The organism is Mucilaginibacter sp. (genome assembly GCF_964263795.1).
Taxonomy (GTDB): Bacteria; Bacteroidota; Bacteroidia; order Sphingobacteriales; family Sphingobacteriaceae; genus Mucilaginibacter.
Genome location: NZ_CAXVWK010000010.1, coordinates 1 through 26,681, shown reverse-complemented (window position 1 = coordinate 26,681; position 26,681 = coordinate 1). Strand labels below are relative to the sequence as shown.

The window sequence follows — 26,681 nt, the reverse complement described above, 5'->3', positions numbered from 1 at the left end:
ATTAAAGGTGGATCACCTCGCCATACGCATCAGCAGCGGCTTCCATTACTGCCTCACTCATGGTAGGATGAGGGTGAACAGATTTAATGATCTCATGACCGGTAGCTTCCAGCTTACGCGCGGTAACTACTTCGGCAATCATTTCGGTAACATTGGCGCCCAGCATGTGTGCACCTAAAAACTCACCGTACTTAGCATCAAAGATCACTTTTACAAAGCCGTCTTTAACACCTGCGGCACTTGCTTTGCCCGATGCCGAGAATGGGAATTTACCTACTTTGATCTCGTAACCGGCCTCTTTAGCAGCTTTTTCAGTATAACCAACAGAAGCAACTTCAGGTGAGCAGTAGGTACATCCCGGGATGTTGTTGTAATCTAAAGGCTGCGGATTTTGGCCTGCAATCTTTTCCACACAGATAATACCTTCGGCAGATGCTACGTGAGCCAGGGCCTGTCCTTTTACAATGTCGCCTATAGCGTAAACACCATCAACGTTAGTTTTATAAAAGTCATCAACCAATACTTTGCCTTTATCGGTTTTAACACCGTTTTCTTCCAGGCCGATACCTTCTAAATTTGTGGAGATACCGATGGCTGATAAAACAATTTCTGCTTCTAATACCTGGTTGCCGGTTGCAGTTTTAACATTTACTTTACAGATGTCGCCGCTGGTATCAACCGACTCAACAGTAGAGCTGGTCATGATATTAATGCCCTGTTTTTTAAGGCTGCGTAAAAGGCCTTTTGAAATTTCTTCGTCTTCCAACGGTACAATGTTGTCTAAAAATTCTACAACAGTTACCTGTGTGCCAATAGAGTTATAAAAATAGGCAAACTCGATACCGATAGCGCCTGAACCTACTACAACCATCGATTTTGGTTGTTTTGGCAGGATCATGGCCTGGCGGTAACCTATTATTTTCTTACCGTCCTGTTTAAGGTTAGGCAACTCGCGTGAGCGGCCGCCTGTTGCCAGGATAATGTTTTTTGCGGTAAAGTCTTTAGTAGTGCCATCGCTAATTTTTACAGATACAGTGCCTTTGCTTTTAAGCGAGCCATGACCTATAATAACATCGATCTTATTTTTTTTCATTAAGAACTGCACACCTTTGCTCATGCCATCAGCAACACCGCGGCTCCTTTTAATAACGGCTTCAAAATCAACTTCGCCGCCACTGGTTTTAATGCCATAATCGGCAGCGTGGTTTAAATACTCAAATACCTGGGCGCTTTTTAATAAAGCTTTGGTAGGGATACAACCCCAGTTAAGGCAAAGACCGCCCAATGATTCTTTTTCAACTATGGCTGTTTTTAAACCCAGTTGCGAAGCGCGTATGGCTGCAACGTAGCCACCCGGGCCAGAACCTATTACAATTAAATCGTAGTCCATATAGTTATGTGTCTGTTTTTTTAATTTTAAAGACCAAAGCTAACCAAAAAGCGGGGAATAGACAAAAATTGAGCTGATCCGTGCTTTTTTTACCCTGCTGTCACACACCTGCACAAACTTAACACCATATAGTTTGAACGGGCCTTATTAATGCAAATATTACAGTAAGAATTCATCATAATTTCATTTTAGACCGATTATCACCCAAAATGTTGAAAAATATAAAAATAATGTTAACACTAACTTAACATTGGCAATCAGTTGAATATCTATATTTGTGTAAAATTAAATCACTTTAAAAGTTCAACAAAAACAAACAAGTATGAGGAAGCATTTACTCTTATTATTATTCACCCTTTTTACTGCAACAGTTGCCTTTGCACAGGTAACTACAAGTAGTATATCGGGTACTGTAGTTGACGAGAAGGGTTTGCCTTTGCCGGGTGTTACCATCACGGCAGTGCACACACCTACCGGTACCAACTACGCAACCGTGTCACGCGTTGATGGTAGGTACAACTTACCAAACTTACGTGTTGGCGGTCCCTACACTGTAACTTATTCTTTTATTGGTTTCGGAAGCAATGTTCAAAATGACATTAACCTTGCTTTGGGACAGGAATCGAAAATTGATTCTAAATTGTTACCAAGCAGCCGCCAGTTAGGCGAGGTTGTGGTTACAAGCACTCAAAACAAGGTAATTAACAACTCAAGAACAGGTTCACAGGAAACTATCACCCGTTCACAAATTGAGCGTTTGCCAACTATCAGCAGGTCTATCAGCGATTATACCAAATTAACGCCTACTGCTAATGGTAGCAACTTTGGTGGTCGTAACCAAAATGGTAACAACTTAACTGTTGATGGTGCTTTATTTAACAACTCATTCGGTTTAGCAAGTTCATTAGGTGGTCAAACCAACTCTCAGCCAATTTCTTTGGATGCGATTGAGCAGATCCAGGTAGCTGTATCTCCGTTTGACGTTACTCAGGGCCGTTTTGCAGGTACAGGTATCAATACCGTAACCAAATCTGGTACTAACGAATTTAAAGGAACTGCTTACTTATACAAACGTAGCGCAGGCCTTGTTGGTTTAAACTCATTAACTAACACAGTTATCAAACCAACTATCGATTATACCCAACGCGGTATCAGTGCGGGTGGTGCAATTGTTAAAAACAAGTTATTCTTCTTTATCTCTGGTGAGCAGGAAAGAATCAGCGACCCTTCGTCGTCATTCAGTGCTTTACGCCCGGGCCAATCAGCAGGTGGTAGTATTTCACGTGCTACTTTAGCAGATTTAACTGCTTTACAAACTTTCTTGAAAACCAAGTACAACTACGATGCCGGTGCTTTCGAGAACTTCAATTTACGTACCCGTTCAGATAAAATCACTGCGAAGTTAGATTGGAACATTGATAAGAACAACACGTTATCTGTAAAGTACTTTTACTTGAAATCTTTACGTGACGTACCTCCAAGTGCTTCAGGTTCACCTACCAACGGTCGTAGCCCAAGCATTAACGTATTGCCGTTCTTTTCATCTTATTACACCATCAACAACAACTTTAACATTGGTATAGCTGAGTTAAATACCCGTATCGGTACCAAATTCGCTAATAAATTAACTGTTGGTTACCAGGCGCTGCGCGATTTCCGTGGCTCACCGGGTGGTGGTTCATTCCCATTGGTTGATATCCAGGAATCAGCATCAACCGGTAACTTAACCTCATTTGGTTACGAGCCGTTTACAGCTAACAACTTGTTAAATACCGATACTTACCAGTTTAGCGATCAGTTTACCATATTTGCCGGTAAACACGAGATCAACATTGGTACTGCAAACGAATTCAACAAATTCAAAAACGGATTTGCACCTAACTACAATGGTGGTTACCGCTTTAATAGCTTAGCTGATTTCTACGCTTCAGCTAACCAGGGCTTACCAACTGCACAACGTTATGATTTCCGTTACTCTGCATTACCTGATGGTTCTTTCCCTTTTGCAAACATCAAAGCTTACACTATTGGTTTTTACGCACAGGATAAATGGCAGGTTAATGACAACTTTAAGTTGACTTACGGTGTACGTGCTGATATCCCTGTATATAACACCACAAGCGAGTTCAACTCAGCTGCTGCTGCTTTAACCCGTTTCCAGGGTGGTTACCAGGTTAACACTTCACAATATCCAAAAACAAGGTTGCAGGTATCACCTCGCGTTGGTTTCAACTGGGATGTTAACGGTCAGGGTACAACCCAGATCCGTGGTGGTGCGGGTATATTCACTGGTCCGGTTCCTTATGTTTACATATCTAACCAGGCAAGTAACAACGGTGTTCAATTTGGTTCATACAGCCTTGTACCTGGTACAGGCGGTGTTGCCACAACAGACCCACGTTTAGTATTTAACCCTAACGTTGATGCTAACAGGCCTACAGGTGCAGCTGCAAACACTTCTTATAACCTTGCAATTACAGATAAGGATTTCAAATTCCCATCTAACTTCAGGGCTAACGTAGCTATCGACCAAAAATTACCATTCGGTATCATTGGTACTTTAGAAGGTATCTACTCTAAAGATATCAATGCAGCTTACTATGTAAACGTTGCATTGCCAACTTCAGGTACTACTCTTGCAGGTCCTGATCCACGTTTCCGTTACAGCAGCACTACTGTGTATCCGTCAATTCCGGCTGCACAAGGTGGTAACACTGCTGCATTGCCTAACATTACCGATGCTATCCTGCTTAAAAACACAAGCAAAGGTTATGCTTACAGCATTACCGGTCAGTTACAGCGTACATTTAAAGAATTCTACTTTAACGTAGCTTACACTTATGCTGATGCACGTTCGGTAAATGATGGTGGTTCTATTGCACAATCAACATGGAGAGATCGCCCGGTAACTAACGATCCAAATGCTGATGTTGCTTCTTATACCAACTTCCGTCAGCCTAACCGCGTTATTGCTTCAATGTCATACCGTAAAGAGTACCTTAACCATTTGGTAACTTCAGTAGGCTTAACTTACGAAGCTGCTAACGTTGGTAGCGCATCTTATACTTACAACGGTGACGTTAACGGTGACGGACAAACTTCTAACGATTTAATGTACGTTCCTAAAGATGCAACTGATATCGTTTTAGTGAAAGATAACACAACTGCGGGTGCTAACTTTGATAACCGTTCTGTTGGTCAGATCTATGCTCAACTTAACGCTTACATCAATCAGGATCCATACCTGAGCAAACGCAGAGGCAAGTATGCTGAGCGTAACGGTCTGGTATTACCTTACTTCCACCAGGTAAACTTTAACTTCACTCAGGACGTATACCAAACTTCAGGTAAAATCAAAAACACCTTACGTTTTGAATTTAACATGATCAACTTAGGTAACTTCCTTTACAGGAACTGGGGTAACTACAAGTTTGTTAACCGTGCAGGTATCTTAGCTTACAAAGGTATTGATGCTGCTACAGGGAAACCAACTTACTCATTCCCTTACTTTGATAATGCTAATCAAATACCACTTACCAGCACATTTGGTAACGGTACTTCACAAGCATCACGCTGGCAAGCTCAGCTTGGTTTCAGATACATCTTTAACTAAGCAAAGCTTAACATAAGCAAAAAAGCCTCCCAATTTGGGAGGCTTTTTTGCTTTAAAGGGTTTAGCAGTTGAAAATGTGATCCGTTGCGAACAACAAAGCCCTGCCGGACCGGCAGGGCTTTGTTGTTCAATATCTGTGAGGCAGGGATAAGCTAAAAGCTGCCTTTTTAATTTAGTAAAGCCAGGCGGAAACACTTGATTTTACCTCAAATTTATGTTAACCCACGTTTTTTGTAAAGTGCTTATTGTTAACAGGTTAAATGAAAATTTAAAAAAAAGTGTAAACCTTTGTTAATAGTTGTACCGTTTTTTAATGGTAAATAAATTCTCCGTAAGGCGAGTTTACCGTTACCTGTTTTTTGTTGGCTGCTTCTACATGGCCGATGATCTGCGCTTCCACACCGAAGCTTTGTGAAATGCTGATCAGATCGGCTGCGATCGCTTGCGGTACATAAAGCTCCATACGGTGCCCCATGTTAAATACTTTATACATTTCCTGCCAACTGGTATTTGATTCCTTTTGGATCAACTCAAAAAGCGGTGGGACGGGGAAGAGGTTATTTTTGATGATATGCAGGTTATCTATAAAGTGCAGCACTTTAGTTTGGGCGCCGCCACTGCAGTGCACCATTCCGTTTATCTGGCTGCGGTACTTATCTAACATGGCTTTGATGACAGGCGCATAAGTACGGGTGGCCGATAATACCAGCTTACCGGCTGTTACTTGTTGCCCGTCGCCGATGTCAATTTTGTCGGTAAGGCCTTTGCTGCCCGAGAAAACAAGGTCGGCAGGAACGGCCGGGTCAAAACTTTCCGGGTACTGATTGGCAATTGTTTTGTTAAATACATCATGGCGTGCAGAGGTAAGGCCATTAGAACCCATCCCGCCATTGTATTCCGTTTCATAATTAGCCTGCCCGTAGGATGCAAGGCCAATAATTACATCGCCCGGCTTAATACGGTCATTGGAGATCACATCTTCGCGCTTCATGCGGCAGGTCACGGTCGAATCTACTATTATCGTCCGCACCAGGTCGCCAACGTCGGCCGTTTCGCCGCCTGTAGAGTAGATGCCGATGCCGGCTTCACGTAATTCGGCAAGGATCTCTTCGGTACCATTGATTATGGCTGCGATCACCTCGCCGGGAATAAGGTTTTTATTACGACCAATGGTTGACGACAGTAGGATGTTATCCGTAGCGCCTACACAAAGCAAGTCGTCCAGGTTCATGATAATTGCATCCTGCGCTATACCGCGCCAAACAGATAGGTCGCCAGTTTCTTTCCAATAGGTATAAGCTAATGACGATTTGGTGCCGGCACCATCGGCATGCATAATATTGCAGTAAGCGGCATCGTTAGTTAATATATCAGGGACTATTTTACAGAAGGCTTTAGGGAATATACCTTTATCAATGTTTTTAATAGCATTATGTACATCATCTTTTGATGCAGACACGCCCCGTTGATCGTACCTTTGCGAAGAATTCATGGGCAAATATACTGCTTAATAAATTTTTGAGCGTCAAAATTATTACTTTGCCATTTCTACAAACTGCTATGTTAAAATCCCTTGGTTACAAAATTACCCGCTGGCGCTTAAACCGGGCCACACAGCGTAATTTTCTTATCTATTGTAGTGTTGCGGTCGGGTTAATTGGCGGGCTTGCAGCTGTAGCATTAAAGTTTCTGGTGCATGTTATGGAAGATGTAAGCCGTAACATATCCTCGCACTTACCTTTCCATATTATATATGTGTTTTTACCCGCGTTTGGTATTTTACTTACCGTAGCGTGGCAGCACATTGTTAACCGGGATAAAATGCAGAAGGGTATTGGCAATATTCTCATCAATATTAAAAAGAACCAGGCAAACATCCGCAGCAACAACATCTACTCGCATTTAATAACCAGTTCGTTAACGGTAGGGTTCGGAGGGTCATCAGGTTTAGAGGCACCAATCGTATGTACCGGTGCGGCAATTGGGTCAAATTTCGGCCGTATGTTTAACCTAAGCCCATACGAAAAAACAGTGTTGATAGCGGCAGGTGCTTCTGCAGGTATTGCGGCGGTTTTTAACAGCCCAATCGCGGGGGTACTATTCGCCCTGGAAATACTTATTGGCGAAATCACCATCCCTACGTTTATACCATTGCTCATAGCATCAGCCACGGGTGTGGTGGTTGCAAAGGTTTTATATTCCCGCCAATTATTTCACCTTGTTACCGAGGGTTGGGTAATGGGTGCGCTGCCGTTTTACATTATCCTCGGCCTATTAAGCGGCTGGGTGGCCGTATATATCACCAAGGTTGCAGGTAAGTTAGAGAAGGGTATTTTTTTAAAGCAAAACCGTTACGTGCGTGCTATTGGCGGCGGGCTTTTACTTGGGGTGATCATTATGGTGTTTCCTGCGCTTTTTGGCGAGGGTTACCATTATCTGCAGGAAATACTGAATGGCAATATAGAAGTACTTAAGGACGAAACTTTTTTTAGCGAGTGGTTATCCAACCCCTGGTTAATGTTGCTGTTTATTGCAGCGCTTGTTTTAACCAAGATTATTGCTGCCGGTGTGACTATTGGCTCGGGTGGTAATGGCGGCACATTTGCACCCACTATGTTTACAGGGGCTTTCCTGGGGTTGTTTGTAGCGTTTGGCGTTAACCAAACCGGTATCATTCATTTAAGCACCAGTAACTTTATCGCAGTTGGTATGGCCGGCGCGCTTAGTGGTGTATTGCATGCCCCATTAACCGCAATATTTTTAATTGCCGAAATTACCGGTGGCTATGTGCTTTTTATACCGCTGATGATCGTGTCGGCAATATCTTACATCATATCACGCATGTTTAGCGAACACAATATGTACTGGCATGAATTAGTACATGAAAAAAATATCCATCCGGGGCAAGATCATAGTATGCTTGCACAGATAACTTTAGACAGCGTTATCAACCGCCAATTTATCCCGGTTACCAGCCATATGCCCATCAAAGAATTTTATAGTATTTTATCAACCAGTCATGCAAATATTTTCCCGGTGGTTGATCATGATGGTGTGTTGGAAGGGGTGGTGCTGATGGATGAGGTACGCAAACATTTGCTTAACGTAATAAAAGACAGTGACACTATTACCGATATTATGGTTGCACCACCAGCTGTAGTAGCCTATGGCGAGCCGGTAAGCCATGTGATGGACCTGTTCGACCAGTTTGATGTTTGGCAACTGCCGGTGATAAAGGAGGGGCGGTTTGTTGGATTTATCTCAAAATCGGCGTTGCTGGCCAAATATCGCGATGTGATCATCAGTCAGCACCATCAGGCAGATATATTTGCGAGGTAATAAAAAGGCCCTTGTTTGTATACAAGGGCCTTTTTGCTATTTAATAAACAGCAACTCCCGGAATTTTGGTAGCGGCCATAACGAGTCGTCCACCAGTTGTTCCAGTTTATCTACTTCATAGCGTATCGGCTGAAAATAGCTTTTAACTCTTTCGTCGTAACTGATAGCCCGGTCACGCAGATCATCAATCTTATTAGCTTTTTTACGCTCATCAATCATTTGTTCAACACTGGTCTTGATAACATTGATGTGCCCGGAGATCTGTTTGATGATATCCATCTGTGCAGCATAACTATCTGTGTCCAAACCAATGTCTTTTAAGCCTTTGACATTTTCTATCAATTTAGATTGATAAGCCACTGCCGCCGGGATAATCACATTCATTACTAGTTCGCCCATTACGCGGGCTTCTATCTGCAGTTTTTTATAGAAGCTGTCTAACAATATCTCATGGCGGGCATGTGCCTCGCGTTTGGTAAACACACCGGTTTCGGCAAAAAGGATTTCGCTTTTTTCTGATATGAATGCATCCAGTGCTTTCGGAGTGGTCTTGATGTTAGGCAGTCCACGTTTTTCGGCTTCCTGTTCCCATTCCTCACTGTAACCATTCCCCTCGAAACGGATGTTTCTTGATTCCTTAATGTATCGTTTAATAATGGTCATTAAAGCCACATCCTTCTTTTCGCCTTTCTTAAGCAGCTTATCAACATCGTATTTAAATTTTTTAAGCTGATCGGCCATGATTAAATTAAGCACCGTCATGGGGCTGGCCGAGTTGGCCGATGACCCTACGGCCCTTAGCTCGAACTTATTGCCCGTAAACGCAAATGGCGATGTCCGGTTCCGATCTGTGTTATCTTTAAGTATCTGTGGTATTTTTGGAATGCCCTGCCACAGCGAGTTTTCCTCCTTGATCTTTTTGCTCAATCGCGATGTGTCTATCTCATCAAGAACTTCGTTTAGCTGGCTACCTAAAAAAATAGAAATGATAGCCGGAGGCGCCTCATTGGCACCCAGCCTGTGGTCATTATTTACCGACGCGATAGAGGCTCTAAGCAAATCGGCATGTTCATGAACAGCTTTGATGGTGTTTACAAAAAATGTCAGGAACATCAGGTTGTTTTTGGGTGTCTTGCCCGGCGACAATAAATTCTTACCTGTATTGGTGATCAGCGACCAGTTGTTATGCTTGCCCGATCCGTTGACACCAGCGTAAGGTTTCTCATGAAGCAATACTTTAAAGTGATGTCGTCTTGCCACGCGGTCCATTATATCCATCAGCAATTGATTGTGATCGATTGCCAGGTTAATTTCTTCATATATAGGTGCACACTCAAATTGTGACGGAGCAACCTCGTTATGCCTGGTTTTTAACGGAATACCTAATTGCAAGGCTTCGGTTTCCATATCCTGCATAAAAGCGTAAACACGGCTTGGTATCGAACCAAAGTAGTGATCTTCTAATTGCTGGTTTTTTGCAGACATATGGCCGAACAAGGTACGGCCGGTTAATGAAAGATCCGGGCGGGCGTTAAATAAGGCGGTATCAACTAAAAAGTATTCCTGCTCAATGCCGAGGGAGGCATTCACTTTTTCTATGCTTTTATCAAAGTAGTGGCAAACGTCAACGGCAGCCTTATCTAACACGCTTAAAGTTTTTAGCAGTGGCACCTTATAATCTAAAGCCTCGCCGGTATATGATACAAATACGGTAGGTATACACAAGGTCCTGCCAATTATAAATGCCGGGGATGATGGGTCCCAGGCGGTGTAGCCGCGTGCTTCAAAGGTGTTACGTATTCCTCCACTTGGGAAACTTGATGCATCCGGCTCCTGTTGCGCAAGGGCATCACCGCTAAAACGCTCAATAGATCCGCCATCAGCAGTAGGTTCAAAAAAGGCGTCGTGTTTTTCGGCGGTAGTGCCGGTCAGTGGCTGAAACCAGTGTGTGTAATGTGTAGCGCCTTTGCCCATAGCCCATGATTTCATAGACGATGCTACCTGTTCGGCCATGTCTCGTGGAATAGCCACGCCATTGTCTATTGAGTCTACAATAACGTTGTAAGCTTCGGTAGACAAATACTCCTTCATTTTAAGCTTATCAAACACATTAGCATTAAAATAATCGGAAATTTTGTTTGAAGGGGTCTTTATCTCAGGAATTTCCCGGTTTTGTACGGTTTGTAGCGCTTGAAATCTAATGCTGGGCATAATTATATTGATTGGATGCCCAAAAGTAAGATTATAAAAGCTTAACGCCTTTCCAATTCTTACAAATATTGTTTGTCGTCAAAACTAACTGTATGCATATCAAATACAAGATGCCAGTTGCAGTTTAAATAAATTTTTTAAATTAATGATTGAAAATTAAGTAGAAAATTAGATAGATTTAATTACAAAATTGCTATTTATCAATTTAAATACTGCCTTTTTATTATTATTTTAATAAAAGTAATGATTTAATTACAGATTTTCAATATAAATATTGTTTTGACTTTATAAATACCTTATTTTCATAAAAATACATATATAAGTATCTAAATATTGTGATTATTTGATTGGTTACTTCATGTAAATGCATACTAATATTCAAAATGGCATTTGCGAGGCTATCATAATTGACAATCTTTAGATATTATGTTAAATATCGTTCACAAATACACACTAAATAATACAAACCCTAAACAAATGACAATGAAAAAGAAATTTTTACTATTACTTTTACTGGTAGTATCCACTTTTGCCACTCAAGCCCAAGATACCACTAAAGCAGACCCACCTTTAATGATCTCGGGATCGGTTGACACGTATTTTAAGTACGATTTCGCCAAACACAGTAATATTCCAACGAGTTTTGCTTCCGATCAAAATTCCATATCCATAGGTATGATAGATCTGGCCCTTAAAAAGAAGATTGGTAAGGCTGCTTTTGTTGGAGAGATGTCTTTTGGGCCGCGTGGTCAATCACAATCGATTTTGAATGATCCAAATGATGGCAACAGTTATCACGTACAAAATCTGTATGTATCTTATGATGTTACGGATAAATTCAATTTAACTGGCGGCTACATGGCTACATTTGTTGGTTATGAAGTGATTTCGCCGGTTGGTAATTTCAATTACTCAACCTCATATCTTTTCACCAACGGGCCGTTCCAAAATGCAGGCGTCAAAGCCACTTATTTATTCAGCGATAAAGCCAGCTTAATGGCAGGTATCTTTAACGATGCCTGGAACGTTTATACTTCGGTAAGTAAAGTAAATACATTTGGTGCGCAGTTAATGCTTGCGCCGGCTAAAGGCTGGACAGCATACATCAACCTTTTAACCGGCAAGTTATCAGGTACAGAAATTGACCTAACCACATCTTACCAAATTACCGATGCTTTTAAATTAGGCCTTAACGCCGCTGATTTCTCGGCTGCTGATGCGGTAGGTACGGGTGGTTTCTCTGGTGTGGCGTTGTATCCGCAGATTGCAGTGGCTAAAGATGTAACACTGGGCCTGCGCGGCGAATATTTTAAAACTAAAAACGGCAGCGTTACTACTTTCGGCCCGGCGCCCGGCAGTTCGGTAACGGCATTTACTTTAACTGCCAATATAAAAAGCGGCCCGCTTACGCTTATTCCGGAAATGAGGTTGGACAACAACAAAAACCTGGCAGACGGCTTTACCAAGAGTGGTGGTGTTACGCCAACTAAAACAGCTTCGCAATTTGTATTGGCGGCCGTTTACGCTTTCTAAAAATTTAATCCATTTTAATTTTACAAGCCATCCGTATTGATTTACGGATGGCTTACCTTTATCATATGAAAAAGCTATCGTACCTTTTTATCCTGATTTTATTTACACAAACTGCCCGGGCGCAAAAAGAAATCCTGCAATCAGACGAGGGCAATAAATATGTTTACTATCGGGTAGTTGATAAATCAGGTGTTAGCGCAGATACATTGTATAGCAGGAGCTTATCGTTCATGAAAATGGCAAATTTAAAGTTTAATCCGGCTAGTACTGATGACAGGGCTGTTACAGGTAAAGGCAAATTTATGGTTTATAACGGGTCATCTATAGTAAGGAAAGAAGCAGGTGAAGTAACTTATAAATTATACATCGAATCCAAAGATCAAAAATATCGCTATAAAGTAAGTGATTTTGTTTTTACTCCTTATAGGCGTGACCGCTATGGCAATATGGTTGCTGTAACAGGGGTAGAGGTTGCTTTTGAGAAACTAGCCACAAAGTTTACTCAGAAAGAAGCGGATAGTTACCTTAATCAAACAGGCAGCTTCTGTCAGGCCACTGCAGACGCTATCAGCAAACAAATGAATAAAGTTTCACAGACAAAAATCATCTTACCTCCAAACAAAGTCAATACTTATAACTGGTAATCGACTGAGATTATAATTTCCTATAAATTTGGTAAAGTAAGTTTATTGCCAATATATATTCTGCATTAGTTGTCCAAATAAGATATAAAATTTGCATAAATTACTATTTACACAACTTTTAATTCTGTTTAAGCGTTAAATAAGAAAATTAAATTCTTTTACATGCTTAACACAAAACTAAATTTGTACAACGCCGAGTGGCTCGACGTTGTATTCGCAAACAAAAACAAAAGTTATGGCGCTTATGACCTGCGCAGTCATTACGCCGGCAACATGGTTAGGGCGATGCTGATCACTTTTACCGTTATTGCGGCAGGGGGCATTTACCTTAAACTTCATGCTAAGGAGATTGAGCGGGTTACACATGATCATTCAACGATCGTTGATATCACCCCTCTGCCGCCGGTGGTAAAAGTGGAGAAAAAAGTAGAGCCGTTGGTAAAACAGGCACCTGCAAAAGCCTTACCTGCTGCATCTACCACCAAATTTTTGCAGTATAAGGTTACAAGTGATCCTGTAACAGAACAGCCCCCCAAGGTAAGTGAGCTAACCGGAAACGTTGGCCCCGAAACAAAAAAGGGTGATGAGAACGGTCAAGTTAACCCCCCGGTGGATTTACCTGCCGGGCCGCCCTCAGTCGCTTCTGAAGCGAGTTCGTCTGAGATTTTTACAACCGGAACCTTAGAAGAACAACCAGAACCTTTTGGAGGCATGGGTGCATTCTCAAAATTCCTAAGTAAAAACTTGCGCTACCCTGCAGCAGCGACAGATGCCGGTGCGTCCGGGCGGGTGATCGTTAGTTTTGTAATTGAAAAAGATGGCGGATTGTCCAACATTGTTGTAGAGCGTGGGGCAGGCTTTGGAATGGATCAGGAAGCGTTAAGAGTTTTAAAGCTTGCAAAAGCCTGGAAACCGGGTCGGCAAAACGGTCAGCCGGTTAGAGTAAGGTATGTGATCCCGATCAATTTTCAATTGCCGGAGTAATCCTTAATCTTAATTTATATCGACAGCCGGAAGCACCAGGTGCATAAAGTTGCCCATGTTTTCGGCTGTTTATTTCAAGCTACGTTGCATGTTTCTATGTATTTTTTCGCCACTTTATGGGCTTTTTTTCTAATTTTGAGCATCTTTTCAACTAAATTAAAACACATTGGAGCACCAGGAATTAACTACCGTTGAAACCGCCCGAGATCTGGGACTTTTATCTGAAGAATACGACCGCATTATTGAAATACTGGCCCGCGTACCAAACTTTACCGAACTTTCTATTTTCGCGGTAATGTGGAGCGAGCACTGTTCCTATAAAAATTCTATTACTTGGCTAAAAACACTGCCTAAAGATGGGCCGCGAATGCTGGCTAAGGCTGGTGAAGAAAACGCCGGACTTGTTGATCTGGGTGACGGCATTGGCTGCGCCTTTAAAATTGAATCACATAACCACCCATCTGCGCTTGAACCTTACCAGGGTGCTGCCACAGGTGTAGGCGGTATAAATCGCGACATATTTACAATGGGCGCAAGGCCTATTGCCCAAATGAATTCGCTGCGCTTTGGTGACTTAAACCTGGACAAAACCAAGTGGCTGGTTAAAGGCGTAGTAAAAGGCATCAGCCATTATGGTAATGCATTCGGTATCCCAACAGTGGGAGGAGAATTGTTCTTTGACGATTGTTATAACATCAATCCGCTGGTTAACGCATTCTCTGCTGGTATTGTTAAGGCCGGTGAAACGGTTTCGGCTACCTCTTATGGTGTAGGCAATCCTGTTTACATTGTAGGCTCGGCTACAGGCAAGGATGGGATTCACGGCGCCGCTTTTGCATCTAAGGATATTACTGAAGATTCGGTTAATGACTTGCCTGCAGTACAGGTAGGCGACCCGTTCCAGGAGAAGCTTTTACTGGAAGCCACGCTTGAAGTGATCAAGACCGGTGCTGTTATAGGCATGCAGGACATGGGCGCTGCGGGTATTATCTGCTCCAACTCAGAGATGAGCGCCAAAGGCGAGCATGGAATGATCATTCACCTGGACCGTGTACCAATGCGCCAGGATAATATGAAACCTTATGAGATCCTTCTTTCGGAATCTCAGGAACGGATGCTCATCGTGGTTGAAAAAGGTAAAGAAGCTTTGGTTGAGGCTGTTTTTGATAAATGGGACCTGAATTGTGCCATCATTGGCGAGGTTACGGATACACAACGGCTGGAGTATTTTATGAATGGCGAAAAAGTAGCTGATGTACCTGCCGATGATTTAGTGCTTGGTGGTGGTGCACCGGTTTACGAGCGAGAATACCGCGAACCGGCTTACTTTGCAGAAAATCAAAAATTCAGAATAGAAGATGTTGCCGAGCCGGAAAACCTGGTTGATGTTGCCGAGCACTTGATCGCGCATCCGAATATCGCCTCAAAACGTTGGGTAACAGATCAATATGATAGCATGGTTGGCGTTGCAACCATGACTACCAACCGCCCGAGCGATGCAGCTGTTGTTGCCGTTCGCGATACTAACAAAGCGATTGTAATTACCTGCGATTGCAACTCGCGTTACGTTTACGCCGACCCGCAAAAGGGGACGGCCATTGCAGTTGCCGAAGCAGCACGTAACATTACCTGCGCAGGCGGCGAGCCTGTTGCTATTACCAATTGCTTAAACTTTGGTAACCCTTACAAGCCCGAAGTTTACTGGCAGTTTGTTGGTGCCATAAAAGGTATGAGCGAAGCCTGTACTAAATTCGAAACCCCGGTAACGGGTGGTAACGTAAGTTTCTACAACCAGTCATCAGATGAAGGGCCGGTTTTCCCGACACCAACTATTGGTATGCTGGGCGTAATGGATGATGTAAGTAACATTATGACATCGGATTTTAAACAGCCCGGCAACTTGATTTACTTGATAGGTGAATCGCAAAACGACATCGCATCATCACAGTACCTGGCTTCGTACCATAAAATCTCGAAAGCACCTGCGCCTTACTTTGACATTGATAACGAGTACGCAATGCATCAAGTAGTTAAAGAACTGATTAAACATAAGATCATACAATCTGCACATGATGTTGCAGATGGAGGTTTGTATATTGCATTAGTGGAGTCGGCTATGCCTAATGGCTTAGGATTTGATATTGAAACCGACATTGCTATCCGTAAGGACGCGTTTTTATTTGGCGAGGCGCAGGGAAGGGTAGTGGTTTCTATCGCTCCGGATGACCAGGAACGCTTTGTAGAAATGATGGCGACCAGCGAGGTGGAGTTTAGCTTACTGGGTACCGTTAACGGCATTGGCAATACCAACATCGATGACGAGTTGTTTGGCAATATTACCGATATTAAAATGGTGAACGATAACGTGCTGCATGTAATTTTGGGCGAATAATGCTTAAACTCAAAAAGATCCACCATATCGCTATAATCTGTTCGGATTATGAACTGTCAAAAAAGTTCTATGTAAATATCTTAGGATTTACGGTTGTGCGCGAAGTTTACCGCGAAGAGCGCAGATCATATAAGCTGGATCTGGAAGTGAACGGACAATATCAAATCGAGTTGTTCTCCTTTCCCGATCCAGCATTAAGGCCTTCGCGACCTGAAGCAGTAGGCCTGCGGCATTTGGCTTTTGAGGTAGATGATATTGATGAAGCGGTATTCCATTTAAATGAACTGCAGGTAAGCACCGAGCCTGTCCGGGTGGATGAATTTACCGGCAAACGCTTTACCTTTTTTAATGACCCTGATGGCTTACCATTAGAGCTTTATGAAGTTTAAACAATTAATTAAATAAAAGCAAAAGGCTTGTACAACCATACAAGCCCTTTGCTTTTATTTCTTTTTTGCCGCCTTATCCATACAAGCCTGCAGTACTTTTGCAAATTGTTTATCATTAGGCGGGGCAAAAATAGTATTATGCTCACCCGGTATCTCATAAACGTTAACGCCTTTTTTAGCGTATGGGAGCCAGCCCAGGTATTTAAAATCGTCCATATAAAACGTTTTCTTTTGTGCGCGAAATAACTCCAGTTCAATATCTACCGGCGTTAACAGGTAGTTACGTTGGGCTTTAGCGCTTTTTTCATCTATCTCGTCATTATATTCTGCAAATACATTTTTCTTGGCTTCCTTTTCGGTGGGGGTAAGCTTTTTAAATGTCTTCTTAATCCTCCGGCCTATCTCACGGCTTTTGTATTCAATTGTCCGCTTGGGGTCCTGCATGAATAAAACCGGCGTGTAGGCAACCTGCTTAATTAACAGCCACATCCGTTTTAGTGCCTTGGTAAGTGGCGAGTCAAGTGTTGTAGTTTGGTCGGCGTAGGTATCAAACACAGCCAGCATCTTCACATCCTTGCCCATGGCCAGCATTTGCTTGGCCATTTCGTAAGCGATCATACCGCCTAACGAGTAACCGGCAACTGCATAAGGCCCAACCGGGTCATGCGCAATAATTTCTTCTATGTAATTAGCGGCAATATCTTCCATTACATCTAACGGTTCTTCAATGCCGTTCAACCCGCGAGCCTGCAGCCCATAAACAGGTTGATCGTCGTCCATATTCATGGCTAACGCATTAAACAGCAAAACATTTAAACCTGCGCCATGAACAATATATAAGGGCATTTTAGTGCCCTTAGGTTTAATCGGAACCAACGATTTCCAACTGATAGACGAATCGTCAATCTCAAGCCTTGCTGCCAATTGCTCCACTGTTGAGTGTTCAAATAACGTAGCCAATGGTAAGCGCTTGCCTGTTTCCTGCTCTATCTTAGCCATTATTTTAACAGCTACCAACGAGCGGCCACCCAGTTGAAAAAAATTGTCCTGGATACTAATCTTTTCCAACCCCATCATTTCTTCCCAGATACAGGAAACCATTTTCTCATTATCGCTTCGTGGCGCAACGTATTCGCCGGTACGGTTAATGTGGCTGTAATCCGGCTTTGGCAAAGCCTTACGATCAATTTTTCCGTTAGGTGTTGATGGGATACTTTCCAGCAAAACCCAATCATCCGGCACCATATATTCAGGCAAAACAGCTAACAAAGCCTGTTCCCAATTGGTGATCTGTGTACTTTCGGGCACGCCAACCTGCCCTGTTGGCAAGGTAAGGTAGGCAACCAGGCGTGGCATGCCGGGGGTATCTTCACGGGCAACCACTACTGCATCCTTTATATCGGGTTGCTTACCCAGGTTAAATTCAATTTCACCCAATTCTATTCGATAACCACGTACTTTTACCTGGTGGTCTATACGGCCAAGGTAAACGATATCGCCATCCGGCTTATATTTACCCAAATCGCCGGTACGGTAAATTTTATCACCGGGGGTGTCAGAAAAAGGATTGTCAATAAATTTCTGGGCAGTCAATTCCGCCCGGTTCAAATATCCCCATGAAACGCCTGCGCCGCCAATTAGTATCTCACCAATTTCGCCATCGGTATGGTTTTGCATTTGCTCATCAACAATGTATATCTGCGTATTATCAATGGGCCAACCTATTGTAATATCATTAGCATCAGTTATTTGTTTGATGATAGAATATATAGTAGTCTCGGTTGGGCCGTAAAGGTTCCACACCTCTTTACTTATTGGCAACAATTTTTCAGCCAGATCTTTCGGAAACGCTTCGCCGCCCGTAAACACTTTAACCGGCAAATATTCGTTCCAGCCAACCTCGAGCATCATACGCCAGGTATATGGCGTGGCTTGCATTATGGTAATGTTTTCGTTCCGTACGATATCTAAAAGCGCCCGCCCATCTTTGGCAGTTAAAGAATCCGCCAATATAATTTGCGCACCGGTAACTAATGGAAGGTAAATATCTACCCCGGCTATATCAAACGATATAGTAGCAACTGCAAGGATTTTATCAACGGGAGTCATGCCAGGCTTTTTCTGCATGCTTAATACCAAATTTACTAATGCCCCATGCGGTATTTGCACACCCTTTGGCTTACCCGTAGAGCCGGATGTGTAGAGAATATAGGCAAGGTCATTCCCGGTAACTATAACCTCCGGTTCATCGGCGGGATAATTGGCCGATTGTGACAGCGCATCTTCTATCAAAACTTCGATGGTATTACCGGCGTAATGTCCTTTATATTTTTGAGAGCTGAGCAACACCTTCGCACCTGAATCTTCTAGCATAAATTCTATACGGTCTTTCGGATATTCCGGATCAAGTGGAACATAGGCTGCCCCGGTTTTCATGATGGCCACTAACGACATGATCATCTCGGGCGTACGGTCAAGCGCAAGGCCAACAACATCACCTTTTTTTATGCCTTGTTCTATGAGAACTCGAGCTATGCGGTTAGTCGCTTTGTTAAATTCGGTATAAGTGACCGAACGCTCATGAAATTTTATAGCTAAACTATCTGGATACTTTTGTGCAGATTCTACAATAAGCGAGTGCAGGGATGTCTCTTTCGGATAATCAACGGAAGTATTATTAAATATTGATTCCATACAAATTCTTAAACAAGGGATATTTATTAATTAACACTGTTTAAATAGTACACGGGCAACTAATTTTCGCAATGTTCCAACCATGCATACTTACGTACTAAACAGCGGTTGGATTATGTGGCGTATGAATAAATTTTTTGTTGGCTCCCTTTAACTTAAAAAGCAATGCCAGCATCGAGAAAAATATCAAAGGGATCTTTAAAACCGCGCCGAGTAATTTTCCATTAAAGAACTGGGCAGGTATTGCAATTAATATACCAATATAACACAACAATGTTGCCGTTAGCCACATTTGCCACGATGGCCCAATCCCTGGTGTAAGTAAAGATATTAGCAGCATAAACGGCATTAAACCTAACATTAAAATGCGCGGCAATATGGCCGTTTGATAAATTTCGTTAAAGTAGTCGAAATTCCCATTTTTAAACAGCTCGGTAAAACCCGTACTACCATAAGTTTTTAAGAGGTTAAATTGAGCTGATAGCCAGCGACGGCGTTGTTTTTTAAATACTTCGGGGTTGCTTACCTTTTCATCATATATAAGCGCTGCATCTGCATAGGCCACATGAATCTTTTGGCGGGTAAGCACCAGTCCCATTTCTTTATCAAAACCACCAACAGCATCTATCTGTGCCATGGTATCTTTAAAAAGCCTGTACTCCAGTGCCATGCCCGAACCGATAATGGCTGCTGATAAATTAAATACACGCTGCCCTTTACGGAAGATGTGGTTGTTAACCTCTTCGCTAATGGCATCTAAAATAGCAACCGGTGTCTCAGTATTTTTAGCTACCCGGTGGCCTTGTATCACGCGGTTGCCGGCGTGCAAATAGTCATTAATGTGACGTAAAAAATCAGGGGCAGCAATGTTATCGATATCAAATACCACCGCTGCATCAAAATCCTGGTGAGTAGCAGCGATAGCCGCGTGCAGCGCTTTTGATTTGGTGCTGCTTTCAAATACCACCTCAACCACCTGTAAAGGCATGGCCTTCAGCTTTTCGACTGTTTCTGGCTGCATAGAATCGGCAATTACACAAACATGGAATTTATCCTGCGGATAATCTATAGTAAGTGCCTGCGCTGCCGAATTCAAAATGATGGCATCTTCTTTATAAGCGCAGATGTAGATTACAAACTTGCTAAATGCTTCGGCAACAGGTGGCGCCTTTATTATTACGAAACGGCCCACAAACGAAAATATGAACAGGTACAGGCTGTATATAGCCATGTAAATGAATACGATACTGAAAACGATTGAGAAGAGTAATTTTATAAAATCCATGTTATGAATGCCTGCTTTAAATTAATAAATAATTTTCAATTAGGGAGCTAACGTTTTTGTGCTAAACCTGCGGCCAAAATTTCTTCCAGCTGTTCTATCCGGTGCTCCCAGGTGTTGTTGGCAGCTATAGTGAATCGTTGCTGCTGCTTAAACGGAGTATCGTCTAAGGCGTCGTTAATGCCGGCAGAAAAATCCTCAGCATTCCGGCAATAAGGTACCGTATCGAATGTGAAATTTTTAAGATCATCGTTAAAATCAGTTGCTACAATAGGCTTACCAGCGCCCATATATTCAAATAATTTTAACGGGAAGATGTTATTGCTCACATCGTCTTTTTTAAATGGAATGATCCCCACATCAAACCCTTTCAAAACTCCAGGCATATCATTGTATGATACAGGGCCGGGCAAATGCAGGTTAGGGGCGCTAAAGCCGCCACCATGCAAATATGTCTTATCAACAGGGCCAATAAAAACAAAGCTTTTATCCGGGTTAAGAGCAATCACCTGTTTCATCATATTATAGTCTATCCGTCGTTCAATAGCGCCCAGGTAACCGATGACCGGTTTTTTGATCTGATCGAAGATCGGCGATAATGGCAGGTTTGGGTCAAGCGCTCGCTGGCTATGCGCAAGGCTGGCAGCATTAGCTACAAAGTACGCGTTACGGTTTAGCTGTGCTTTTTGATTGGTAAGTTCCTTACTGGTACAAACTACCAGGTCGACACTTTTTACCAATAACTCCTCGTTGTGTACACCGTGTTTCAGCTGATAATCTTCAATTATAGGGTCGACGCAATGGTAAACCGTTAACGACGGGTTGAGCAACCTATGCAGGGTAGGGTAGGAGAAGTTATAGGAATTGATGTAAATATAATCGCTGACCCCATGTGTTTTCAGCGCTCTTTTTAACCGTGTGGCAACAATCCACTCATTAAATTTGACTGCAAGCCTGTAAGCCGGGCCTTCCGGCAACACATTTATAGACGGCACGGGCGGGCAGATGATAATCTTAAGGTTCGGAATATCTGACTGGATGTAACTGTTGGTAGCAGAGAAGAAATGCCTTTTGCGAATATTAAAAGATTGCGTGTCTTTAAACTGAAAATAGTCTTTCCAGGTGTAAGGCCGGTCTACAAAGTAAACGTAGTTATTTTTAGCTAAATGCCTTGCAATGGTATAATTAGTTGATGCCAGCTTACCATCAAATTGCATCTGCGAAAAAAAAACAATATGCTCACCTTTTAAACTCACACAATCTCCTGCTTTGCGTTTTTACGTAACAAGTTCATAGCCACATCCTTCAATTGTTGATATCCTAATGTGAATATATCCCTTATTGTAAAGTGAAGATGCTTTTTAAGTTGCCAATATCCAAACAATGCACCTGTTAAAAATGTGAAAAGCGATGCAATGGCTACTCCATAAAGGTTATGCAGCAGCGCGATGCCTATAAAATCGCCGGTGACGTTAACGAACAGCATCAGTAATACCTTGATCATATTAAGGTGGGGCTTGCCAATAATATCTAAAGTAATACCAAAAAACCTATCAATAGGCAAAAGCATCACGTAGCAGATAAAAATGCGAAAGATGCTCACGGCATCGGTATTATCAAACTTTTTACCGAAAAGCAAGTGAATGATGATGCCGCCTAATATGAATGCGCCTATTGCCATGGGTATAAAAAGTACCGTAAGCATACCGGCATAACGTTTCATGATGGTGCTAACCTCCACATCGTCTTTACGGTGCACGGCGGATGAAAGTTCGGGCATGGCAGTAGCTACAAAGGCCCGGATAGGGATCTGGAAGATCTCGAGCAAACGTTGGGGAATGTAGTAAACACCGACCAGCTCTACCGGAAATTTTGATTTGATTATAAAAGTATCCGAACTGCTTAAGAGGGTAGATACGAGCGTTGTACCTACGCTAAATTTGCCGAAGTTAACCATCTCACGCATAGATTGCGTGGTTTTGTATTTAATGGTATGAACTTTTGACCATCCTGCAAAAATACATACAAAACTTGTAACGATGTTATTAGCCAGATAGCCGTATATCACCGTCTCAAAAGTTACCTCATGAAAAAAGATAAGGCCCAGCACGCAAACCAAAAAACCGCCCTGGTTCAGTATCTGCAGCATCAGTAATTTATCAAAACGCTGTTCGGCAGGTAATAGCCATGATGCTATGGCCGACGGCAGGGTACATATATAAATTACGCCGAACCATTTGATAGTAGCAACGATATCGGCATTGCTGCTTTTGAAGAACAGATAGAGTAACAGATCAACAACAAAAAAAGCGCCTGTGATGATAAACCCGATAGACCAGGCCGATCCGGCAACATTGATAGCTTTCTTTTTGCTGGCACCCGCGTAAAATTTTACCACCGATGTTTGCATAAACCCCGTGCGGAAGGTATCAGACAGGGTAAAAACCATCAGGAAAAAGATATAGTTACCAAAATCAGCCTTTTGCAGGTTGTGCGCCATTAAGGATAGCACCAGCATACCTATTACCGGCATGGCTGCATTACTGGCTAATGAAATGGTATGTTTATTTACTATCTTTTTTGAAAATGACATAAAGCGAAATGCAGCTTACACTCTTTCCCAGCTACCGGTTTCAAAATTGTATTTCTTAATTACTCTGGCCGGGTTGCCTACTGCTACGCAATACTCCGGTATGTCTTTAGTAACAACACTTCCCGCGCCTATTATGGCATTCTTACCTATTGTTACACCCGCTGTTACCGAGCTGTTAGCGCCTATCCAAACGTTATCATGCACGGTTATTTGTTTAGTAGTAACCTTTTGCAGACGGGGTGGGGTGGTAATATCCTCAAAACCATGATTCAGGCCGGATATTACAATGTTTTGCGCCAGCATTACGTAATTGCCTAAAGTAACCGGCCCAATGATTACATTACTTAACCCAATGCCCACATTATTACCAACTAATACTCCGCCAACACCGTTGTTTATCACCGCAAAATCTTCAATGATAACCTTGCTGCCGAGGCGGAAATCATTGAAAGGGTAAACATCAAGCCGTGCATAGTATTTGACCACAGTACCTTTGCCGCGTTTATGGACAAATGGATTTACAAACCACTTAATCCAGAACCACGGCTCGGCCCGGCGCTTATTTACAATAAGCGAGTGTACAAACTTTTTCAGGCCCGGGTTAGATTTTATGGTTGTTACCAGCGACATTGGTTAATTATTCGGCGTGTTAAGTAATAATTCAGTTTTCTTTTTTTCTTCTTGTTCCTCTTTATCTAATCGCATGGTTACTACTACCAAAGCACTTGCAAGATAAAACAAAATGTTTGACGGGTACTGCACCAAGGCCTGCTGCGGCGAATTACCCACGTTAAATATAAATACCACTAAAACCATTGCCAAGCAGTAGTTTTTAAGCTCAGGGTTCTTAATTAGATAATAATTATTAATGCCTGTTTTTAAGATAACAAACATAAGCGTACAAAATAAAAATAAGCCGATCCAGCCCATTTCAACGGCAACACGTACATAGCCACTATCCGGCGGGAACTTGGCCAGCATAGAATTAGGTGCAAATTTACGGCCCCATTGCCCAACAGAACCTAACCCACCGCCAATAGGGTGCGAGATGATAAATGGCTTGATCTTCTTTTGATTTTCTGTACGCACGTTATAAGATGCATCTTTAGATGGATTAAACGCCGATTGAAATCGTTTAATTAGTGGGTTGCTGGTTGGCATAACCACCACAAAGGCCAGCATTAAACCTGCTGCCGATACAAAAAATAAAATCCTTTTGTTGAATTTAAGTATAGCCAGCAAGATCATAGCGGCCGGTAGCAATACGTAAGCAGCCCTGGTGCCCGAGTAAAGCATGGTCATTAAAAAGAACGGTACGGCCAGCCAAAGCAGCACTTTTTTGGTAAGCGATATATCTGCCATGGCAAACACAATGCACAGTACAGCCGCAACAACCAGGTTATACGAATAAGTAACGGGATCAGGGAAGATACCAACCTTACGAAGGTGCCCCTGGATAAACAGGAAACTAAGTTTTTCGGCATCAGAGTAATAAAACGTATGCTCGAATGGAAGCAGGCCGATATTTTCCTGCTGGAAACCGGAAATTGCTGCCAGTAAACATAAAAACAACCAAAGCTTCAACAAAAAACGGATGTAAGCGATAGACCTGATGTGGTACACAAAGACAAAGAAGATAAGGATCAGGAAACCGATGGTACGTACCGTATAGATCCACGCTAGGATACTTGCCGCCGCCGGGTTAATGACTTCAAACAAATTATAAGCCAGCCATGCCAGTATAAAATAGCTGATAGGATTTTTGAAGTAATCCCAGCTGGGCTCGTACTTCTTTTTAAGAAAAAAGCCGAAAATCAGCAAATATGTTATAGCATCCATTAAAATGCCCAGCGGCACATCTTCTGGTACCAACTCGGCAACGTAGTTTATAAAAAAGGATGTAACTATAAAAGCAACAATACCAAACCGGGGAAACGCCACAATCCCTAGTACTATTGGGATGCCAACAAATAACACCATCAGGGCACCTGCCGCGATAATGCCGCCTTTGGCCACAACTGCCCCTATAAACACCGAAACCGGCAACATCAGCAGGATAAGATTAAAGGTCGATAAGCTGGTAAACGCTCTTTTACCAACAAAACCTTTAAGTCCGTTTAATGCCTGCGTGTACAACATGTTAAGCCATGAAAATTTTGATGGCCCAGATAAATACCCCAATAAACGCAAATGCAACGGCAACCTTTCGCGTTTTTTGCTCAAGCGGGGTAAGGTCCTTATAAATATCAGTTTCCTGTTGCTGCGGTTCAATCTTCATCTGTAGCGTATTAGGTGGGATAAGAAGTTGCTTTGTTAAACCTGCTATCAGGGTCTTTCCTTAACTTTTGCGCGGTTTAGTATCCAGCCTGCAAATTTATTGTTTAAGTTTTTAAGGAACTTAAGATCTTCTCTTTGCGATTTCTTAATGCTCTTACCTGATTCAAAAACAGCAATGGTTTTATTGGCAAACAAAAGCCATTCCTTTGATTTGTTCATTGATGATAGCGGCGGTGTTTCGATGATAATAATATCGTATTTGATCTTCAACTCGTTAAACCTGCCGCGTATAAAATTCTCATCGCTTACTTCAAGCAAGGTAATATCGCCGCCATGGTTACCCAGTACATTAACATTGTTAGAGAATGATTCGTAATTATCGGGGTTGTTTTTAAAGTAATCTTCTAAAAATGCCTTGGGCTTTGCCGTTTCGCTGATCGTCGGGTTCAAAAAATTACCATCTATCAGCAAAACTTTTTTGTTGATCATAGAGTAGGAGTAGGCCAGGCTAATCGCTAATACAGTTTTGCCCTCGTGCTTATCCAAGCTTGTAATAGCAAGCACCTTTTCGCCACGCAGTTCCTGGTCAATTTCGAAACGGGTAGAGCGAATGAGTTCTTTAAAGTGCTTCATCTTCTCGCGATGTTCCACATCCCAAAGTTTACGCAGATCCAACGACCCGCCGCTGATGGAATTTAAATAACCCAGTAGCGGTAAGTTAGTGCTGTTAACCAGCTGGCCCGGTTCTTTAATGGTGTCATCAAAGAAGAAGATAATAAACAGGATAATAACACAGAACGCAAATGATACCACACCACTTAATATGATCAGCAGCATCTTTTTAGATGGCTCGGCAGCATCGGGTGTAGCTTTGTCAACCAGCCTTACTTTTATAGAGTTAGTTGAGCGCAGGTTAGTTTCGTTATACCTGTTGAGCGCGTCCATGTACTCTTTACTGGCAATATCTATTTCAAAGTTGTATTGCTTAACGGTAGCGTCGAACGGCACGAGTCGGTTATAATTCGCGTTTAGCTCGTTTAGTGCCCGGTTGATAGATCCTAAACCATATTTTGCCAAATCGCGGTTTATCTCTAACTGCGCTTTCTGGCGCACCAGCTCTTCTTTACCAATAAGAGGGTTTGTAATATACTTGTCTGATGTTTGGTTGATCTCCTGCGTGATGCGGCCTTTCAAGGAATCCAAGGCCGGTTTGTAACGCGGATTGAAATCGCTTTGAACATAACGGTCGTTAAGCAGGTGCAGCTGATCCTGCGTGGTGGTAACCGCCTGGTTGTACTTGCTTACTGCAGCCTCTACATACTGTCGGTCTTTAGGGTCAA

General features: G+C 42.5%; 17 protein-coding genes and 1 pseudogene. 7 read left to right on the top strand and 11 right to left on the bottom strand.

Annotated elements, in window-relative coordinates; translation table 11 throughout:
* Position 1: 1 nt before the first annotated feature.
* On the bottom strand, positions 2-1,390 hold the full coding sequence (gene lpdA, locus ACE5CV_RS00890; protein WP_374948262.1) for a dihydrolipoyl dehydrogenase: 1,389 nt from the start codon (positions 1,388-1,390) through the stop codon (positions 2-4).
* A 322-nt stretch (positions 1,391-1,712) separates the two neighbouring features.
* Between lpdA and ACE5CV_RS00885 the strand changes: the two genes are divergently transcribed.
* On the top strand, positions 1,713-5,003 hold the full coding sequence (locus tag ACE5CV_RS00885; RefSeq protein WP_374948261.1) for a carboxypeptidase regulatory-like domain-containing protein: 3,291 nt from the start codon (positions 1,713-1,715) through the stop codon (positions 5,001-5,003).
* A gap of 310 nt (positions 5,004-5,313) precedes the next feature.
* On the opposite strand, the gene ACE5CV_RS00880 is transcribed toward ACE5CV_RS00885, so the two are convergent.
* Entirely contained in the window at positions 5,314-6,495 is a 1,182-nt protein-coding gene (locus ACE5CV_RS00880; RefSeq protein WP_374948260.1) for an AIR synthase related protein, read from the bottom strand.
* A gap of 68 nt (positions 6,496-6,563) precedes the next feature.
* Here ACE5CV_RS00880 and ACE5CV_RS00875 point away from each other — a divergent pair, with 68 nt between their 5' ends.
* The gene (locus tag ACE5CV_RS00875; RefSeq protein ID WP_374948259.1) at positions 6,564-8,342 is read left to right on the top strand and encodes a chloride channel protein; all 1,779 of its coding nucleotides are present in this window, start codon (positions 6,564-6,566) and stop codon (positions 8,340-8,342) included.
* Between the two features lie 36 nt (positions 8,343-8,378).
* On the opposite strand, the gene ACE5CV_RS00870 is transcribed toward ACE5CV_RS00875, so the two are convergent.
* Positions 8,379-10,553, bottom strand: coding sequence for a glutamine synthetase III (locus ACE5CV_RS00870; protein WP_374948258.1), 2,175 nt, complete (start codon positions 10,551-10,553; stop codon positions 8,379-8,381).
* Positions 10,554-11,036: 483 nt separating this feature from the next.
* Here ACE5CV_RS00870 and ACE5CV_RS00865 point away from each other — a divergent pair, with 483 nt between their 5' ends.
* The 5 genes from ACE5CV_RS00865 (at position 11,037) to ACE5CV_RS00845 (ending at position 16,495) form a co-directional block, all read left to right on the top strand.
* Positions 11,037-12,086 carry a porin gene (locus ACE5CV_RS00865; protein WP_374948257.1) on the top strand — a complete coding sequence of 350 codons (1,050 nt, stop codon included), beginning with the start codon at positions 11,037-11,039 and terminating at the stop codon, positions 12,084-12,086.
* Between the two features lie 65 nt (positions 12,087-12,151).
* Positions 12,152-12,730 (top strand): DUF4468 domain-containing protein, encoded by a 579-nt coding sequence (locus tag ACE5CV_RS00860; protein ID WP_374948256.1) that lies wholly within the window; start codon positions 12,152-12,154, stop codon positions 12,728-12,730.
* A gap of 162 nt (positions 12,731-12,892) precedes the next feature.
* Positions 12,893-13,714 (top strand): energy transducer TonB, encoded by an 822-nt coding sequence (locus ACE5CV_RS00855; protein WP_374948255.1) that lies wholly within the window; start codon positions 12,893-12,895, stop codon positions 13,712-13,714.
* Positions 13,715-13,880: 166 nt separating this feature from the next.
* Positions 13,881-16,106, top strand: coding sequence for a phosphoribosylformylglycinamidine synthase subunit PurL (gene purL, locus ACE5CV_RS00850; RefSeq protein ID WP_374948254.1), 2,226 nt, complete (start codon positions 13,881-13,883; stop codon positions 16,104-16,106).
* Entirely contained in the window at positions 16,106-16,495 is a 390-nt protein-coding gene (locus ACE5CV_RS00845; RefSeq protein WP_374948253.1) for a VOC family protein, read from the top strand. Before purL ends, ACE5CV_RS00845 begins: the two co-directional genes overlap by 1 nt.
* A gap of 54 nt (positions 16,496-16,549) precedes the next feature.
* Here the strand turns inward: ACE5CV_RS00845 and ACE5CV_RS00840 are convergent, their stop codons facing one another.
* From ACE5CV_RS00840 to ACE5CV_RS00805, 8 genes and pseudogenes are all read right to left on the bottom strand, one after another.
* On the bottom strand, positions 16,550-19,189 hold the full coding sequence (locus tag ACE5CV_RS00840) for an amino acid adenylation domain-containing protein (protein WP_374948252.1): 2,640 nt from the start codon (positions 19,187-19,189) through the stop codon (positions 16,550-16,552).
* 97 nt (positions 19,190-19,286) lie between these two features.
* The gene (locus tag ACE5CV_RS00835) at positions 19,287-20,474 is read right to left on the bottom strand and encodes a glycosyltransferase (RefSeq protein ID WP_374948251.1); all 1,188 of its coding nucleotides are present in this window, start codon (positions 20,472-20,474) and stop codon (positions 19,287-19,289) included.
* 47 nt (positions 20,475-20,521) lie between these two features.
* Positions 20,522-21,727, bottom strand: a complete 1,206-nt coding sequence (locus tag ACE5CV_RS00830) for a glycosyltransferase (protein ID WP_374948250.1) — start codon at positions 21,725-21,727, stop codon at positions 20,522-20,524.
* Positions 21,724-23,064 carry a lipopolysaccharide biosynthesis protein gene (locus tag ACE5CV_RS00825; protein ID WP_374948249.1) on the bottom strand — a complete coding sequence of 447 codons (1,341 nt, stop codon included), beginning with the start codon at positions 23,062-23,064 and terminating at the stop codon, positions 21,724-21,726. The genes ACE5CV_RS00830 and ACE5CV_RS00825 overlap by 4 nt, the downstream gene beginning before the upstream one ends.
* Before the next feature lie 15 nt (positions 23,065-23,079).
* A complete protein-coding gene (locus tag ACE5CV_RS00820) occupies positions 23,080-23,694 on the bottom strand; it encodes an acyltransferase (RefSeq protein WP_374948248.1) in 615 nt (204 codons plus the stop codon).
* Between the two features lie 3 nt (positions 23,695-23,697).
* Positions 23,698-25,203: an O-antigen ligase family protein gene (locus ACE5CV_RS00815; protein ID WP_374948247.1), complete on the bottom strand. Its 1,506-nt coding sequence runs from the start codon at positions 25,201-25,203 to the stop codon at positions 23,698-23,700.
* Position 25,204: 1 nt separating this feature from the next.
* Positions 25,205-25,342 carry a hypothetical protein gene (locus ACE5CV_RS00810; protein WP_374948246.1) on the bottom strand — a complete coding sequence of 46 codons (138 nt, stop codon included), beginning with the start codon at positions 25,340-25,342 and terminating at the stop codon, positions 25,205-25,207.
* A 47-nt stretch (positions 25,343-25,389) separates the two neighbouring features.
* Positions 25,390-26,681, bottom strand: a pseudogene (locus ACE5CV_RS00805) (lipopolysaccharide biosynthesis protein); the annotation flags it as partial.